This window comes from Vibrio navarrensis (assembly GCF_000764325.1).
In the GTDB taxonomy this organism is placed as follows: Bacteria; Pseudomonadota; Gammaproteobacteria; order Enterobacterales; family Vibrionaceae; genus Vibrio; species Vibrio navarrensis.
This window is the reverse complement of sequence record NZ_JMCG01000001.1, coordinates 65,618-82,530: the sequence shown is the minus strand read 5'-3', so window position 1 is coordinate 82,530 and position 16,913 is coordinate 65,618. Positions and strand designations below refer to the sequence as shown.

The 16,913-nt window shown below is 49.2% G+C and carries 10 protein-coding genes, 3 tRNA genes and 3 rRNA genes; 13 read left to right on the top strand and 3 right to left on the bottom strand.

The genetic code is table 11. The features are described from left to right. Nucleotides 1-69: 69 nt before the first annotated feature. On the top strand, nucleotides 70-741 hold the full coding sequence (locus EA26_RS00375; RefSeq protein WP_039422214.1) for a 7-cyano-7-deazaguanine/7-aminomethyl-7-deazaguanine transporter: 672 nt from the start codon (nucleotides 70-72) through the stop codon (nucleotides 739-741). A 78-nt stretch (nucleotides 742-819) separates the two neighbouring features. On the opposite strand, the gene gppA is transcribed toward EA26_RS00375, so the two are convergent. Together gppA and rhlB are read right to left on the bottom strand one after the other, a co-directional pair. Further along, complete coding sequence (gene gppA, locus EA26_RS00370; RefSeq protein ID WP_039422212.1) at nucleotides 820-2,313, bottom strand: guanosine-5'-triphosphate,3'-diphosphate diphosphatase; 1,494 nt, start codon at nucleotides 2,311-2,313, stop codon at nucleotides 820-822. 7 nt (nucleotides 2,314-2,320) lie between these two features. Next, a complete protein-coding gene (gene rhlB, locus EA26_RS00365) occupies nucleotides 2,321-3,628 on the bottom strand; it encodes an ATP-dependent RNA helicase RhlB (protein WP_039422210.1) in 1,308 nt (435 codons plus the stop codon). Nucleotides 3,629-3,740: 112 nt separating this feature from the next. Between rhlB and trxA the strand changes: the two genes are divergently transcribed. The 12 genes from trxA to EA26_RS00305 all read left to right on the top strand — a co-directional run bounded on the left by trxA (nucleotide 3,741) and on the right by EA26_RS00305 (nucleotide 15,336). Further along, a complete protein-coding gene (gene trxA / locus EA26_RS00360) occupies nucleotides 3,741-4,067 on the top strand; it encodes a thioredoxin TrxA (protein WP_039422208.1) in 327 nt (108 codons plus the stop codon). Nucleotides 4,068-4,265: 198 nt separating this feature from the next. Further along, a complete protein-coding gene (rho, locus tag EA26_RS00355; RefSeq protein ID WP_039422204.1) occupies nucleotides 4,266-5,525 on the top strand; it encodes a transcription termination factor Rho in 1,260 nt (419 codons plus the stop codon). 100 nt (nucleotides 5,526-5,625) lie between these two features. Continuing rightward, nucleotides 5,626-6,618, top strand: coding sequence for a hypothetical protein (locus EA26_RS00350; RefSeq protein WP_039422201.1), 993 nt, complete (start codon nucleotides 5,626-5,628; stop codon nucleotides 6,616-6,618). A gap of 88 nt (nucleotides 6,619-6,706) precedes the next feature. After that, a complete protein-coding gene (gene ubiD / locus EA26_RS00345) occupies nucleotides 6,707-8,554 on the top strand; it encodes a 4-hydroxy-3-polyprenylbenzoate decarboxylase (RefSeq protein ID WP_039422199.1) in 1,848 nt (615 codons plus the stop codon). Further along, entirely contained in the window at nucleotides 8,551-8,820 is a 270-nt protein-coding gene (locus EA26_RS00340; protein ID WP_039422196.1) for a 2Fe-2S iron-sulfur cluster-binding protein, read from the top strand. Before ubiD ends, EA26_RS00340 begins: the two co-directional genes overlap by 4 nt. A 14-nt stretch (nucleotides 8,821-8,834) precedes the next feature. Then, the gene (fre, locus tag EA26_RS00335) at nucleotides 8,835-9,548 is read left to right on the top strand and encodes an NAD(P)H-flavin reductase (protein ID WP_039422193.1); all 714 of its coding nucleotides are present in this window, start codon (nucleotides 8,835-8,837) and stop codon (nucleotides 9,546-9,548) included. A 454-nt stretch (nucleotides 9,549-10,002) separates the two neighbouring features. Continuing rightward, nucleotides 10,003-11,561 (top strand): 16S ribosomal RNA (locus tag EA26_RS00330). Between the two features lie 62 nt (nucleotides 11,562-11,623). After that, nucleotides 11,624-11,700, top strand: a tRNA-Ile gene (locus EA26_RS00325). An 8-nt stretch (nucleotides 11,701-11,708) separates the two neighbouring features. Next, nucleotides 11,709-11,784 (top strand) — tRNA-Ala (locus EA26_RS00320). Nucleotides 11,785-12,088: 304 nt separating this feature from the next. Continuing rightward, nucleotides 12,089-14,976, top strand: a 23S ribosomal RNA gene (locus EA26_RS00315). Nucleotides 14,977-15,089: 113 nt separating this feature from the next. After that, nucleotides 15,090-15,205, top strand: a 5S ribosomal RNA gene (gene rrf, locus EA26_RS00310). Together the 16S, 23S and 5S rRNA genes with 3 tRNA genes alongside form the textbook arrangement of a ribosomal RNA operon. Nucleotides 15,206-15,259: 54 nt before the next feature. Continuing rightward, a tRNA-Asp gene (locus tag EA26_RS00305) sits at nucleotides 15,260-15,336 on the top strand. Nucleotides 15,337-15,730: 394 nt separating this feature from the next. On the opposite strand, the gene EA26_RS22110 is transcribed toward EA26_RS00305, so the two are convergent. Beyond that, a protein-coding gene (locus tag EA26_RS22110) for an IS630 family transposase (protein ID WP_407701082.1) occupies nucleotides 15,731-16,766 on the bottom strand; the annotation gives its coding sequence in 2 pieces (ribosomal slippage) (nucleotides 15,731-16,301 and nucleotides 16,300-16,766; 1,038 coding nt in all). Nucleotides 16,767-16,913: the final 147 nt, after the last annotated feature.

The following is a 16,913-nucleotide window of genomic DNA, read 5'->3' as shown; positions in this document are numbered from 1 at the left end:
ATTGTGTCGGTTTTCTGATGCATTCGATTTGGGTTCCCTCGCCCCCAAACCAAACTAAAAAGGTATCGCATGAGTCACTTTACCCCTGCGCAGCAGCGCAACGCCCTTATCTATCTGGTTTTATTCCATTTAGTCATCATTGCTTCCAGTAACTATTTGGTGCAATTACCCTTTACCGTCTTTGGTTTACACACCACTTGGGGCGCTTTTACGTTCCCATTTATCTTCCTTGCAACCGATCTTACGGTACGTGTGTTTGGCGCAGCCTTGGCAAGAAGAATCATTTTCTTAGTGATGTTGCCTGCACTGGCGGTCTCTTACGTGCTTTCGGTGCTGTTTTTTGAGGGGCAGTTTCAAGGCTTTTCCCATCTGAGTGAGTTTAATCTGTTTGTCGCACGTATCGCTATCGCCAGCTTTATGGCTTACCTGCTGGGACAGATCATGGATGTGCATGTGTTTAACCGTCTGCGTCAAATGAAGCAGTGGTGGGTTGCGCCAACCTGTTCCACTTTGTTTGGTAACGCGCTCGATACAATCGCCTTTTTTGCCATCGCTTTTTACCAAAGCCCCGATCCGTTTATGGCGGAGCACTGGACGGAAATCGCGCTGGTGGATTACGGCTTTAAATTGGTGATCAGCTTGGGACTCTTTGTGCCCATGTATGGCGTGCTACTCAACTATTTGACCAAGAAACTCACGGCGGTGAATCCGCAATTTACTTTGGCGCAAAGCTCGCGCTAAGAGAAAGAGTCAAGTGCAAAGAAAAAGCCCAAGTGATAACAACTTGGGCTTTTTGCTGTTCAATGTCGATTCAAAGCGTTAGTTCGCTTCAATCACCATTGGCCAACCAATGTCGGTCTGGCGATTGGCTTCGGTTTCCAGTTCTGCTGCCGTCAGCGGGTTTTGCGCTAGCCAGCCAGCGCTGATTTGCAGCGTGAGTTTGTCGCTTTCGGCAATGAGCGTGATTTGAGGTTCCAGTTCAGGACGACGACGATGCGACAGCAACACCGCGAGGCGCAGCAAGCGCAGCACGCGTTTGGCGCTGTTACCGGACAGCGCATGCTGTTCGGGGAGTGACGTAAGCTGATCTCGATAGCGTCTCGCTAGTTCACCGATAAAGAATTTCTGCGCGCGAGTAAAGCCCGGTAAATCAAGGTGCTGCAGCAAGTAAGCGCTGTGTTCACCGCCTTTCTTGTAATCGATGGTCAAACCGATTTCGTGCAACTTCGCGGTGGTTTCTAGCAACACTTTGCCTTGAGGCTCGGCTATCCACTCCTCGCCGCCAGCTTGTTCTAGCAAGCGCAGTGCGAGAGACGCCACTTGTTGACCATATTGACTGTCGAGTTGATAGCGAGTTTGTATGCTGGCAATGGTGCGAGAGCGGATGTCGTCTTGACGGAGCTCTTCCATCATTTCGTAGGCGAGTCCTTCACGCAGCGCGCCGCCAGCCAGTGTCATGGCATCGATCTCCAGCAGTTCAAAAACCGCAATCAGAATCGATAAACCGCTAGGAAAGACTAACGCACGTTCTAAAGTGAGCCCTTCAATTTCCAGCTCTTCGAGATGGTCGGCGAGCATGGCTTGCTTTTGTAGACGCTTGAGCTTGGCGTGAGTAATCACTTCGTCCATGCCCTGCGCCAACATGATCTCTTGTAGCGCTTGGACAGTGCCGGACGCGCCGACACACACATCCCAGCCCAGCTCTTTGTATTGCGCAAGCACTGGTTTGAGGATTTGTTTTGCACCTTCAATGGCGTTGTCGAAGTTGCGCGCATTGAGCTGGCGGTCTTTAAAGAAGTTTTCCAACCACGTCACGCAACCCATACGCAGGCTGGTTAGCGCTTTGGCTTCAAAGCCTTCGCCAATAATCAGCTCGGTACTTGCGCCGCCGATGTCTACCACTAGGCGGCGACCACTGCCGCCAGAGGTGTGCGCGACGCCTTTGTAGATCGTCGCTGCTTCTTCTTCGCCGCTGATCACTTCAATCGGATGGCCGAGGATCTGGTTGGCCTTTTGTAGGAAGAGATCCACATTGGTTGCCGTTCGCAGGGTCGCGGTGCCGACAATACGAATATTCTCTGCCGGGATATCTTGCAGCCTTTCTGCAAACAGGCTCAGGCAGTCCCATCCACGCTGCATCGCTTCCATGCTAAGCGCATGGTGTTCATCTAGGCCCGCAGCAAGGCGAACTTTGCGCTTGATTTTGGCCATAGTCTGAACGCTGCCATCGATATGACGCACAACGAGCATATGAAAACTGTTCGACCCGAGGTCGATGGCGGCATAGAGCGGTGATGTTCCTGTCTGGCTCATAAACGGTTTAGGCTTCCCTTGGTTGGCGAGGTCCACGCGGACGGCGGTTGTTTGACTTTCTGTCTCCAGAACGTGCGCCGCTGGTGTTGGTTCGGCGCTGTTGTGAACGCGCTGATGGGGTACGAACGGGGGCCGGGAGATCTTTGATCAGTGCGTCGTGGTCGTACTCAGAAACCGGGATGGCGTGTTCGATGTACTCTTCAATCGCTGGCAGGTTAATCGCGTACTCTTCGCAAGCAAAGCTAATCGAATGACCACTTGCGCCAGCACGGCCTGTACGACCGATACGGTGAACATAGTCTTCGCAATCGTCAGGTAAGTCGTAGTTAAACACGTGCGTGACTTGTGGGATATGTAAGCCACGTGCCGCGACATCGGTGGCGACCAGAATGTCTACCGCGCCTTGAGTAAATTGCTCAAGAATTTTTTCGCGTTTCTTCTGAGGGACATCACCCGTCAGTAAGCCAACACGGTGGTTGTCGCCCGCCAGATGAGCCCAAATCGATTCACAGCGATGTTTGGTGTTGGCAAAGACGATCGCACGATCTGGCCATTCTTCTTCAATCAGCGTTTGTAGCAGGGCCATTTTGTCTTCATTGGAAGGATAGAACAGCTCTTCTTGAATGCGATGGCCGGTTTTTTGTGCAGGTTCCACCACCACATGTTCAGGATTGTGCATGTGCTCAAACGCCAGTTCCTGCACGCGGTAAGAGAGTGTTGCAGAAAACAGCATGTTCAAACGTTCTTGGGGTGCCGGCATACGGCGGAACAAGAAACGGATGTCTTTAATAAAGCCAAGATCGAACATGCGATCCGCTTCATCCAACACCACGGCTTGAATGTTGTTTAAGCCAAATACGCGCTGTTTGTAGAAGTCAATAATACGGCCTGTCGTGCCGATCAACACATCCACGCCGTCTTGCAGTTTGGCTAGTTGCTTATCGTAGCTTTCACCGCCGTAAGCTAAGGCTGCTTTGATGCCGGTGCTGGCGATCAAAGGTTCGGCATCGTTGTAAATCTGGATAGCCAGTTCACGCGTTGGCGCCATGATAATCGCACGCGGCTGGGTTGGCTGACGGCCTTCATGTGCTGGCGTAGTCAGTAGATGGTTAAAGGTAGCAGTAAGAAACGCGAGCGTTTTACCAGTCCCGGTTTGGGCCTGGCCTGCGATGTCTTGGCCGGAGAGCAGTACCGGCAGCGCCAAGGCTTGGATCGGGGTGCAAAACTCAAACCCTTTTTTGTCCAATCCTTCAATAACTTGCGGATGCAACCCGAAGTCGGCGAACTTTTGCTCTGTGATATGCGTCTTTTTCATCGCTATAGAATATCAGCTAAAGCTTGCATTAAGAAAGCAAATACATTCCAATAGACCATCAAATTACTGGTTATCACCCAACCAGTTTCAAAAAAACACATTGGAGTGGAAGATGAGTGATAAGATTTTGCAGCTGACTGATGAAGGTTTTGAAAACGACGTTCTTAAGGCTGCAGGCCCGGTACTGGTAGACTTTTGGGCAGAATGGTGTGGTCCTTGTAAGATGATTGCGCCGATTCTGGATGAAGTTGCTGAAGAGTATCAAGGCAAACTCACTATCGGTAAACTAAATATCGACCATAATGCAGGCACACCACCTAAATTTGGCATTCGCGGTATTCCAACCTTGCTGTTGTTCAAAGACGGCAGCGTGGCAGCGACAAAAGTGGGTGCGCTATCAAAAACTCAATTGAAAGAGTTTTTGGATGCAAACCTATAATCCATAAGTGGTTAGAAACGAAACCGTGCAGAATCTCAAATGCACGGTTTTGTTTTTTCAAACTCTGGACTAGGATTATTTTTAGTGCTAATTTATCGCACGTTAATTAAACAACTTTCTCTTCTTGGTCGATCCTGAGACCAAATCCATCTTAACTAGAAAATAGATCTTATTTTGACTAAACAAGAATCCACCACCATGAACCTTACCGAATTGAAAAACATCCCGGTATCCGACCTTGTTAAGCTTGGTGAAAGCTTAGGTCTGGAAAACCTGGCACGTTTACGTAAACAAGACATTATCTTCGCCATCCTAAAAGCTCACGCAAAAAGCGGCGAAGATATTTTTGGCGATGGGGTTCTGGAAATTCTGCAAGACGGCTTTGGTTTCCTACGTAGTGCAGACAGTTCGTACTTGGCGGGTCCGGATGATATTTATGTATCACCAAGCCAGATTCGTCGTTTTAACTTGCGCACGGGCGATTCGATCGCAGGCAAAATTCGTCCACCAAAAGATGGCGAACGTTACTTTGCACTGCTGAAAGTCAACACGGTTAACGATGATCGACCAGACAACGCACGTAATAAAATCCTGTTTGAAAACTTAACTCCTCTGCACGCCAATGAGCGTATGGTGATGGAGCGCGGTAATGGCTCGACAGAAGATATCACTGCGCGTGTATTAGATTTGGCATCGCCGATTGGTAAAGGCCAGCGTGGTTTGATCGTGGCTCCGCCAAAAGCGGGTAAAACCATGCTGCTGCAAAACATCGCACAGAGCATCACTTACAACCACCCAGAATGTGTGTTGATGGTGTTGCTGATTGATGAACGCCCAGAAGAAGTGACCGAAATGCAGCGCCTAGTAAAAGGCGAAGTGGTGGCTTCGACGTTTGATGAGCCAGCTTCTCGTCACGTACAAGTGGCTGAGATGGTCATCGAAAAAGCGAAACGCTTGGTTGAACACAAGAAAGATGTGGTGATTCTGCTGGATTCGATTACTCGTCTTGCGCGTGCATACAACACGGTTGTGCCTTCTTCGGGTAAAGTACTGACCGGTGGTGTGGATGCGAACGCGCTGCATCGTCCTAAGCGTTTCTTCGGTGCGGCACGTAATGTGGAAGAGGGCGGTAGCCTGACCATTATCGCGACTGCGCTCGTGGATACGGGTTCTAAGATGGACGAAGTGATCTACGAAGAGTTTAAAGGTACAGGTAACATGGAACTGCACCTAAACCGTAAGATTGCTGAGAAGCGTGTCTTCCCTGCGATTGATTTCAATCGCTCAGGTACTCGTCGTGAAGAGCTCCTAACCAAGACCGATGAACTGCAGAAAATGTGGATTCTGCGCAAGATTGTACATCCGATGGGCGAGACGGACGCGATGGAATTCTTGATCGACAAGTTGGCGATGACTAAAACCAACGACGAATTCTTTGACGCCATGCGTCGCCAGTAATGGATTGACCATAAAAACGCCACTGTCTTCAGTGGCGTTTTTGTTTGCAATTCCACCGAGAACTCTTCAGAATGGATGAAAATGTTATCGGGAGGTTAACATGCAACAAGGAATGTTGTCTTCGCTACTCCTGACCACGTCACTTCTTTTCGGTCCGGTACTTGTGTCTGCTCAGGAAATGCAGACAGCGACCGCACAGCAGTGGCTTCAGGACCAACAAGTTCACAGTAAAGTCGCTGAACTGCTTGAGTATGTCGCTCGAGATCAAGCCAATGAACTCAAGTTCGCATTGGAGCGTCTAGCTCTGCCCCAACAAGAAGTCGTGCGTTTTCTTTTACTCGATAAACTAGAGAAACAAGACGTTATTTTAACGCCCAGAATGGCGATTTTTGTTGAATCGCAAATCAAAATGATCCCGAGCTACCAAGTGGTTGAAAAAGGCGATGGTTATGAGTTTACCGTCCCGGCCTTCAATTATCCTGCGGTCGCTAATCGCTTATTGAAACGCTGGAAACAGGATCAAACCACGTTGGATTTCATTCTCGCCGCCGAACGCGGTGAATTGCAGTTGCAAACTTGGTTGGCGGGGTCGCAATCCTTAGTGCAAATGCGAGAAGCGTTGCTGATCCGAGAGCTAGATAGTTTATCCCCAGAGGCTTTAGACAGTTTGGTCAAGCAGTTGACCGCCACGCCGTTGACCACTTGGCTACCTCCTTCCTCAGTCGTGGTGCGCCTTGCTCAAGTCAGTGAAGAAGCTGAGATGTACAATCTTTTATGGCGCATGAAGGCGGACCATGTCAGTCAGAATGAGTTAGAGCGCCTCGCCTCAGTGGGCGACGACTTTTCTTGGCGGCAAATCATGTCTTCAACGCAGAATCCCAGCTTGAAAGCGCAGGCGATCACCTTACTCACCAAAGCCAACCCTTTAACTGCCGAAGTGAAACAGTTTCTGATTACCAGAATGGCTCTGCCGGACGACGCGCCTTTAGTGGCGAGAGAGCTAGCGAAACAAGGACACTCAAGTTGGCTGGAAGAGGTGATAGCAGGCAATAATCGCGTAAAGCGCGGGTTGATTTTACAGGCTTTGCAATAGCCAAGGCGAAAAGCGCAATAAAATCACCTCGCAGCGGAAAACGATTTGTTATACTGCGTCAAGTTTAATCACTTTACGCAAAAGGCCTATGAGTTTTAAGGATTTACGTGAATTTCTTGACCATCTTGAACGGCATGGTCAACTGAAACGCATTACTCACCCTGTCGACCCTGCCTATGAAATGACAGAAATCAGCGATCGCACGCTGCGTGCGGCGGGGCCTGCTTTGCTGTTTGAAAACCCGATTGGCTCAAACGTTCCCGTGCTCACTAATCTATTTGGTACGCCTGAGCGTGTCGCCATGGGCATGGGGCGAAGTGAGGTCAAAGAGCTACGTGAAGTTGGGAAATTGCTGGCTTACCTCAAAGAGCCTGAACCGCCACGCGGCTTTAAAGATGCACTGGATAAGATCCCACTGTTCAGGCAAGTACTCAATATGCCCGCCAAAAAGCTGCGTAAAGCGCCGTGCCAAGAGATAGTGTGGCAGGGCGATGAGGTTGACCTAGACAAGATCCCTGTCATGAGTTGCTGGGCTGAGGATGTTGCGCCCTTACTTACTTGGGGGCTCACTGTCACTCGAGGTCCATACAAAAAGCGGCAAAATCTGGGCATTTATCGACAGCAGAAAATCGCTAAGAACAAAATCATCATGCGCTGGCTTGCTCATCGTGGCGGTGCCTTGGATCTGCGTGATTGGATGGAGGCAAACCCAGGCCAACCATTTCCTGTGTCGGTAGCGTTTGGTGCTGATCCGGCGACCATTCTTGGCGCGGTGACGCCAGTGCCAGACACTCTATCAGAGTACGCTTTCGCGGGCCTATTGCGTGGCAGCAAAACCGAAGTAGTCCAATCGATCAGTAATGACTTGGAAGTGCCTGCCAGTGCTGAGATTGTGCTGGAAGGCTACATCGATCCGAATGAGTTTGCCGATGAAGGTCCGTACGGCGATCATACGGGCTACTACAACGAAAAAGAGCAGCATCACGTCTTTACTATTACGCACATCACCATGCGTCGCGATCCTATCTACCACAGCACTTACACTGGGCGTCCACCTGATGAGCCTGCCGTGCTCGGTGTGGCACTCAATGAAGTATTTGTGCCTATCCTACAAAAGCAGTTTCCAGAGATTGAAGATTTCTATCTACCGCCAGAAGGCTGCTCGTATCGTATGGCCGTGGTGACGATGAAAAAGCAGTACCCAGGGCATGCTAAGCGGGTGATGATGGGTGTGTGGTCTTTCCTGCGTCAGTTTATGTATACCAAGTTCGTGATAGTTTGCGACGAATCGGTTAACGCGCGCGATTGGAATGAGGTCGTCAAAGCGATGACTGAACATATGGAGCCTGTGCAAGATACCTTGATGATCGATAACACACCGATTGATTCACTCGACTTTGCATCGCCAGTGGTAGGGCTGGGTTCAAAGATGGGGCTGGATGCGACGATAAAGTGGCCGGCTGAGCTGGCAACGCGAACGCCAGTGCCGGAGCGAGAAAGCCACGCGATAGCTGAATGCGACTTATTGGCGCTGAAACAACAACACCCAGAAATCGTTGATCTCTATCTCCCTCCTAGTGCCAACCATCAATTTGTTATTGCGTCGATGAAAAAAGAGCGAGCTGGTCAGTCTCAAACGTTGCTGAAACATCTGTGGGATTTCTTTGCCCCCTATGCAGATATCAAGTTTATTATCTTGTGTGATGATGACGTTAATGTTCAAGATTGGCACGATATCATTTGGGCGGTAACCACACGTATGGATCCGTTGAGAGACACCGTGCAAGTTAAGTGCTCTGGCTCCTCGAAGTTGGGGCTGGATGCGACCAACAAATTTGCCCCAGAGGTTGTACGAGAGTGGGGCAGCCCGATTAAAAAAGATCCGCAACTTGTGGCTAAAATCGATGCGATTTGGCACGAGTTAGGTATTCTATGAGCCATCAAGTGCACCTTCTGCCAATGAATGTCACATTCATCGTGTTGCAAGGTGAAACGGTGTTGGAAGCGGCGCTCAACAATAATATTCGCTTCCCGCATCGTTGCCAAATCGGCGCTTGCGCAATGTGCATGTGCCGAAAACTCTCGGGTGAGGTGAGTTATCACCTCGAACCCATGCTAACCAATAAAGAGCAGCAGCAAGGTTGGATTTTTCCTTGCCAAGCCTACGCAGAAAGTAATTTAGTGCTTACTTTTGAAGAGTAAGCAAGAGGAACATCATGACCATTCAATGCAAAGTTAAGTCAATTAAGCCGTTGGCGAGTAATACCTATCAAATCCTGCTTCATCCTGAAACACCAGTGGCATTTAAGGCGGGGCAATATTTAATGGTGGTCATGGGCGAGAAAGATAAGCGTCCGTTCTCGATCGCAAGTAGTCCATGCCGTCATGAAGGTGAACTTGAACTTCATATTGGCGCGGCGGAACATAATGCTTATGCACTTGAAGTGGTCGAAGCGATGCAAAACGCGTTAGTAACAGGCTCGCAAATTGAAATTGACGCGCCACACGGAGACGCTTGGCTAAAAGAAGATAGCGAGCGTCCGCTTCTTCTGATTGCTGGTGGGACCGGCTTTAGTTATGTGCGTTCGATTTTAGACCATTGCATTGCACAAAAACGCCAAAGCGCTATCTACCTTTATTGGGGCGCGCGCGATGAGTCGCAATTGTACGCAAAAAGTGAGCTAAGCGATATTGCTGCAAAGTACCAGAACGTCCATTTTGTCCCTGTCATAGAAGATGTTGATGCTGACTGGCAAGGGAAAGTGGGTAATGTCCTCCAAGCGGTCAATAGCGATTTTGAATCCTTACAGGAATTTGATATTTACATTGCGGGTCGATTTGAAATGGCTGGAGCCGCAAGAGAGCAGTTTACTCAGCAGAAAAAAGCGGTCAGAGAGCGCATGTTTGCTGATGCTTATGCATTTATCTGATCGAATCTCGCCACAATTATAGAGTAATAGAGGGTTTTTTAGCCCTCTTTAGCGGGATTTGCTCAATAAAGCAGCTAACGGGCGTGTTTTGGAATTTATTTGCAAAAAAGAGTTGCACGCAGAAACGTTCCGCCTATAATGCGCATCCACTGACACGGTAGACGCCACAAGGCTTCAGCAGTGCAGTAAGAGGGTAAGGCTTCTAAAAAAAGAAATTTGAAAAAGTGTTTGACTCTTCAAATTAACTCGCTAGAATGCACCTCCGCTTTGAGAGAAAAGCTTCTCGAAAAGCAAGCTCTTTAACAATATAAACCTATCAATCTGTGTGGGCACTCGTTGATGATAATCGCAAAAGATTTATCAATGAACTGAGTGACCAAAACGAATCGCAAGATTCGGCACAGTCAATTTATTCAGTATTCATTGAGCCGAAGCGCAAGCTTCAAAAAACTTTTAATTGAAGAGTTTGATCATGGCTCAGATTGAACGCTGGCGGCAGGCCTAACACATGCAAGTCGAGCGGCAGCACAGAGAAACTTGTTTCTCGGGTGGCGAGCGGCGGACGGGTGAGTAATGCCTGGGAAATTGCCCTGATGTGGGGGATAACCATTGGAAACGATGGCTAATACCGCATGATGCCTACGGGCCAAAGAGGGGGACCTTCGGGCCTCTCGCGTCAGGATATGCCCAGGTGGGATTAGCTAGTTGGTGAGGTAAGGGCTCACCAAGGCGACGATCCCTAGCTGGTCTGAGAGGATGATCAGCCACACTGGAACTGAGACACGGTCCAGACTCCTACGGGAGGCAGCAGTGGGGAATATTGCACAATGGGCGCAAGCCTGATGCAGCCATGCCGCGTGTGTGAAGAAGGCCTTCGGGTTGTAAAGCACTTTCAGTTGTGAGGAAGGTGGTGTTGTGAATAGCAGCATCATTTGACGTTAGCAACAGAAGAAGCACCGGCTAACTCCGTGCCAGCAGCCGCGGTAATACGGAGGGTGCGAGCGTTAATCGGAATTACTGGGCGTAAAGCGCATGCAGGTGGTTTGTTAAGTCAGATGTGAAAGCCCCGGGCTCAACCTGGGAATTGCATTTGAAACTGGCAAACTAGAGTACTGTAGAGGGGGGTAGAATTTCAGGTGTAGCGGTGAAATGCGTAGAGATCTGAAGGAATACCGGTGGCGAAGGCGGCCCCCTGGACAGATACTGACACTCAGATGCGAAAGCGTGGGGAGCAAACAGGATTAGATACCCTGGTAGTCCACGCCGTAAACGATGTCTACTTGGAGGTTGTGGCCTTGAGCCGTGGCTTTCGGAGCTAACGCGTTAAGTAGACCGCCTGGGGAGTACGGTCGCAAGATTAAAACTCAAATGAATTGACGGGGGCCCGCACAAGCGGTGGAGCATGTGGTTTAATTCGATGCAACGCGAAGAACCTTACCTACTCTTGACATCCAGAGAAGCCAGCGGAGACGCAGGTGTGCCTTCGGGAGCTCTGAGACAGGTGCTGCATGGCTGTCGTCAGCTCGTGTTGTGAAATGTTGGGTTAAGTCCCGCAACGAGCGCAACCCTTATCCTTGTTTGCCAGCGAGTCATGTCGGGAACTCCAGGGAGACTGCCGGTGATAAACCGGAGGAAGGTGGGGACGACGTCAAGTCATCATGGCCCTTACGAGTAGGGCTACACACGTGCTACAATGGCGTATACAGAGGGCGGCCAACTTGCGAAAGTGAGCGAATCCCAAAAAGTGCGTCGTAGTCCGGATTGGAGTCTGCAACTCGACTCCATGAAGTCGGAATCGCTAGTAATCGTGGATCAGAATGCCACGGTGAATACGTTCCCGGGCCTTGTACACACCGCCCGTCACACCATGGGAGTGGGCTGCACCAGAAGTGGTTAGTTTAACCCCTTTTCTTTCGAGATTAGGGGAGGACGATCACCACGGTGTGGTTCATGACTGGGGTGAAGTCGTAACAAGGTAGCGCTAGGGGAACCTGGCGCTGGATCACCTCCTTATACGATGATTATTGCGATGAGTGTTCACACAGATTGATACGGTTTAGATTAGAGCATTTAGTGGGTCTGTAGCTCAGGTGGTTAGAGCGTACGCCTGATAAGCGTAAGGTCGGTGGTTCGAGTCCACTCAGACCCACCACTATTGATGGGGCTATAGCTCAGCTGGGAGAGCGCCTGCCTTGCACGCAGGAGGTCAGCAGTTCGATCCTGCTTAGCTCCACCATCTTTAAGCGCATTCAATGAGTGCTTTTAAACATGGTTTCTTTCTTTCAATAGAAAGTTAAATCTTGCTCTTTAACAATTTGGAAAGCTGACAAAGTAATTTATCTTTATGGATAGATTACTTGTAAAGTTCTCAATGTTTGTCTTGATGACAAACACCAACAAAACACATTCAAGTGTTCTTGGGAATGTCACTTATAGTGACAATTCAAAATTGAGTCCGGCAAATCAATGCTATCTCGCTCATTCAAATAATGAGATAGCGAACTTTGGTTGTTTAAACAGAAGACCCTTTGGGGTTGTATGGTTAAGTGACTAAGCGTACACGGTGGATGCCTTGGCAGTCAGAGGCGATGAAGGACGTACTAACTTGCGATAAGCGGTGATGAGGCAGTAAGAGCCACTTGAGTCACCGATTTCCGAATGGGGAAACCCACTTACATAAGTAAGTATCGCTGCATGAATACATAGTGCAGCGAAGCGAACCGGGAGAACTGAAACATCTAAGTACCCCGAGGAAAAGAAATCAACCGAGATTCCGAAAGTAGCGGCGAGCGAAATTGGATTAGCCCTTAAGCTTTACATGCGTTAGACGAATGGTCTGGAAAGGCCAACGATACCGGGTGATAGTCCCGTAGTCATAGGCGCATGTTCAGTGAAATCGAGTAGGGCGGGACACGTGTTATCCTGTCTGAATATGGGGGGACCATCCTCCAAGGCTAAATACTCCTGACTGACCGATAGTGAACCAGTACCGTGAGGGAAAGGCGAAAAGAACCCCTGTGAGGGGAGTGAAATAGAACCTGAAACCGTGTACGTACAAGCAGTAGGAGCAGGCTTTGTCCTGTGACTGCGTACCTTTTGTATAATGGGTCAGCGACTTAATGTTAGTAGCAAGGTTAACCGTATAGGGGAGCCGTAGGGAAACCGAGTCTTAACTGGGCGTATAGTTGCTAGCATTAGACCCGAAACCGAGTGATCTAGCCATGGGCAGGTTGAAGGTTGAGTAACATCAACTGGAGGACCGAACCGACTAATGTTGAAAAATTAGCGGATGACTTGTGGCTAGGGGTGAAAGGCCAATCAAACTCGGAGATAGCTGGTTCTCCCCGAAAGCTATTTAGGTAGCGCCTCGGACGAATACTACTGGGGGTAGAGCACTGTTAAGGCTAGGGGGTCATCCCGACTTACCAACCCTTTGCAAACTCCGAATACCAGTAAGTACTATCCGGGAGACACACGGCGGGTGCTAACGTCCGTCGTGGAGAGGGAAACAACCCAGACCGCCAGCTAAGGTCCCAAATTACAGCTAAGTGGGAAACGATGTGGGAAGGCTTAGACAGCTAGGATGTTGGCTTAGAAGCAGCCATCATTTAAAGAAAGCGTAATAGCTCACTAGTCGAGTCGGCCTGCGCGGAAGATGTAACGGGGCTAAGTTGTAAACCGAAGCTGCGGCAATGTTCTTGGAACATTGGGTAGGGGAGCGTTCTGTAAGCCGTTGAAGGTGTGTTGTAAAGCATGCTGGAGGTATCAGAAGTGCGAATGCTGACATGAGTAACGACAAGGGGGGTGAAAAACCTCCCCGCCGGAAGACCAAGGGTTCCTGTCCAACGTTAATCGGGGCAGGGTGAGTCGACCCCTAAGGCGAGGCCGAAAGGCGTAGTCGATGGGAAACGGGTTAATATTCCTGTACTCGATCAAATTGCGATGGGGGGACGGAGAAGGCTAGGTGGGCCTGGCGACGGTTGTCCAGGTTCAAGTGCGTAGGCTGAGTGTTTAGGTAAATCCGGACACTCGATAGGCTGAGACACGACGTCGAGCTACTACGGTAGTGAAGTCATTGATGCCATGCTTCCAGGAAAAGCCTCTAAGCTTCAGATTTGATGGAATCGTACCCCAAACCGACACAGGTGGTCGGGTAGAGAATACCAAGGCGCTTGAGAGAACTCGGGTGAAGGAACTAGGCAAAATGGTACCGTAACTTCGGGAGAAGGTACGCTCTTGATGGTGAAGTCCCTCGCGGATGGAGCTGACGAGAGTCGCAGATACCAGGTGGCTGCAACTGTTTATTAAAAACACAGCACTGTGCAAAATCGCAAGATGACGTATACGGTGTGACGCCTGCCCGGTGCCGGAAGGTTAATTGATGGGGTTAGCGTAAGCGAAGCTCTTGATCGAAGCCCCGGTAAACGGCGGCCGTAACTATAACGGTCCTAAGGTAGCGAAATTCCTTGTCGGGTAAGTTCCGACCTGCACGAATGGCGTAATGATGGCCACGCTGTCTCCACCCGAGACTCAGTGAAATTGAAATCGCTGTGAAGATGCAGTGTACCCGCGGCTAGACGGAAAGACCCCGTGAACCTTTACTACAGCTTGGCACTGAACATTGAACCTACATGTGTAGGATAGGTGGGAGGCTTTGAAGACGTGACGCCAGTTGCGTTGGAGCCGTCCTTGAAATACCACCCTTGTATGTTTGATGTTCTAACGTTGGCCCCTCATCGGGGTCGCGGACAGTGCCTGGTGGGTAGTTTGACTGGGGCGGTCTCCTCCCAAAGAGTAACGGAGGAGCACGAAGGTGGGCTAATCACGGTTGGACATCGTGAGGTTAGTGCAATGGCATAAGCCCGCTTAACTGCGAGAATGACGGTTCGAGCAGGTGCGAAAGCAGGTCATAGTGATCCGGTGGTTCTGAATGGAAGGGCCATCGCTCAACGGATAAAAGGTACTCCGGGGATAACAGGCTGATACCGCCCAAGAGTTCATATCGACGGCGGTGTTTGGCACCTCGATGTCGGCTCATCACATCCTGGGGCTGAAGTCGGTCCCAAGGGTATGGCTGTTCGCCATTTAAAGTGGTACGCGAGCTGGGTTTAGAACGTCGTGAGACAGTTCGGTCCCTATCTGCCGTGGGCGTTGGAAGATTGAAGGGGGCTGCTCCTAGTACGAGAGGACCGGAGTGGACGAACCTCTGGTGTTCGGGTTGTGTCGCCAGACGCATTGCCCGGTAGCTAAGTTCGGAATCGATAACCGCTGAAAGCATCTAAGCGGGAAGCGAGCCCTGAGATGAGTCTTCCCTGACAGTTTAACTGTCCTAAAGGGTTGTTCGAGACTAGAACGTTGATAGGCAGGGTGTGTAAGCGCTGTGAGGTGTTGAGCTAACCTGTACTAATTGCCCGTGAGGCTTAACCATACAACACCCAAAGGGTTTTGATGGACTCAAAACAAGAACAAAAACTTGAATGTGTTAAAAAGAACGTAAACAGCTTTCCAGATTATTCTCTAGAAATAGAGAGAAAGAATTTGCTTGGCGACCATAGCGTTTTGGACCCACCTGACTCCATCCCGAACTCAGAAGTGAAACGAAACAGCGCCGATGGTAGTGTGGGGTTTCCCCATGTGAGAGTAGGACATCGCCAGGCTTTAAATATCGTGTTAGGCATTGCCTGATACCAGACTTACAGTCTAACTGATGCGGAGCGGTAGTTCAGTCGGTTAGAATACCGGCCTGTCACGCCGGGGGTCGCGGGTTCGAGTCCCGTCCGCTCCGCCACTTATTAATAAGCCTCGCTGGAAACAGCGGGGCTTTTTCGTCTTTACCGTTTTTGTTCGTCTATCGGCGAATGAATCCAATCTGGAAAATTAACGGGTCAGCTCAATCCAATCTCATTTGTACATGGTTTTCACCCTACCAGCGCATTCCAAAAATCGATTCCATGCGTGACATATCTTCTCGACAATATCGTGGTGGTTAGTAAAAGGTTGCTTCGCTAAATAGCGTGGTCGCAGCCAACTCGATACTTGTTTAATTGGATTGAGCTATGGTGAATAGAGCAGCCGTTTTATGACACTGACGTTATTAAATGCATTGTCAATTCCTACCGTACTTTTCCGTATACCACCCAGTGCGATCCATAATAACGACTGTATAATACCAATCTGGAAAATTAACTGGTCAGGTCAATCCACTCTCTTATGCACATTTTGCTAACCCTATCTGTACTGTCCAAGAATCGATTCCAAGCCTTGCACACTTTCTCCACGATATCCTCATAATCGGTAAAACTCTGATTGGCAAGATAGTGTTGTCTGAGCCAGCTCCACACTTGTTCTATCGGGTTGAGCTCTGGTGAATAGGGCGGGAGCTTGATGATACTGACATTGCTAAACGGTTCTGCAATGTCATTGGTATGCCAACTCGCCCCATCCATAATGATGACGGCATGACGCCCTTTTTCAGTGATTGCCGATATTTGCTTTAAATGCTCGATCATGATCTCTTTATTCACCCAAGGAACGACCATCGCTTCGCCAATCCCTCTCGCGGGACAGACAGAGCCAAACAGATACGCATATTCAAATTGTTGTTGCTTCACGGCTCTGGGGCGTGTTCCTTTCTCTGCCCATAACCGTGTTGTCGTGTTTTGTTGCCCAAATCTGGCTTCATCTTGAAACCAGACATCCACATGCTCTAGAGCGATATATCCTGGGATCTTCAGGATCGTTTCAATTTTGAATTTTTTTAAAATCGTCTTGGACTTCTTGAGATTGCTTGGGGTGTTTTGAGCGGGAAGTTATCCATGAAAAGCCCATGTGGTCGAGCAGGTAATAGATAGAATCAGGGTGGTAGTGCTGGCCAAATTCTTTCACGATATAAGCGTGGATGTCGGCCCCAGTCAGTCGTCCGCCTTGTGTATCATTGGCTTTATCTTTTATGTATTGGCTCAATTGCTCTCTTTGCTCAGAAGTTAAGAAGGGTGGTCGTCCCGTTCTTGGCTTTTCCTTCAGCCCTTCTAATCCTTCTTCAAGAAAAGTGTGAACCCACTTATTAACACTGGTTCGGCTCACCATAAGAAACTTGGCGATTTGGGTGCGAGAGTGTCCATCTTTGAAATGAGCGAGGGCCAGCAGTCTCATTTTCATCTGAATAGATTTCTGCTGGCTTGCGAGCTTTTTAAAGTCGATATTATTGAGACTGTCCATAGCGAATAAGTTTTATCGTTGAATGACATCAATTAGATCATATTTTTACTTAGATTGGTATAATTTCTGATCCTTGGTTTTTCTTGAAGGCCTTCTAGTCTTTCCTCTAAAAAGATTCAAACCCATTTATTTACGCTAGTGCGACTC

Coding starts and splice junctions, on each gene's coding strand:
- ubiD (WP_039422199.1), top strand. CDS start 6,707: ATGAGTTTTAAGGATTTACGTGAATTTCTTGACCATCTTGAACGGCAT.
- gppA (WP_039422212.1), bottom strand. CDS start 2,313: ATGAGCCAGACAGGAACATCACCGCTCTATGCCGCCATCGACCTCGGG.
- trxA (WP_039422208.1), top strand. CDS start 3,741: ATGAGTGATAAGATTTTGCAGCTGACTGATGAAGGTTTTGAAAACGAC.
- EA26_RS00350 (WP_039422201.1), top strand. CDS start 5,626: ATGCAACAAGGAATGTTGTCTTCGCTACTCCTGACCACGTCACTTCTT.
- EA26_RS00340 (WP_039422196.1), top strand. CDS start 8,551: ATGAGCCATCAAGTGCACCTTCTGCCAATGAATGTCACATTCATCGTG.
- rho (WP_039422204.1), top strand. CDS start 4,266: ATGAACCTTACCGAATTGAAAAACATCCCGGTATCCGACCTTGTTAAG.
- EA26_RS00375 (WP_039422214.1), top strand. CDS start 70: ATGAGTCACTTTACCCCTGCGCAGCAGCGCAACGCCCTTATCTATCTG.
- fre (WP_039422193.1), top strand. CDS start 8,835: ATGACCATTCAATGCAAAGTTAAGTCAATTAAGCCGTTGGCGAGTAAT.
- rhlB (WP_039422210.1), bottom strand. CDS start 3,628: ATGAAAAAGACGCATATCACAGAGCAAAAGTTCGCCGACTTCGGGTTG.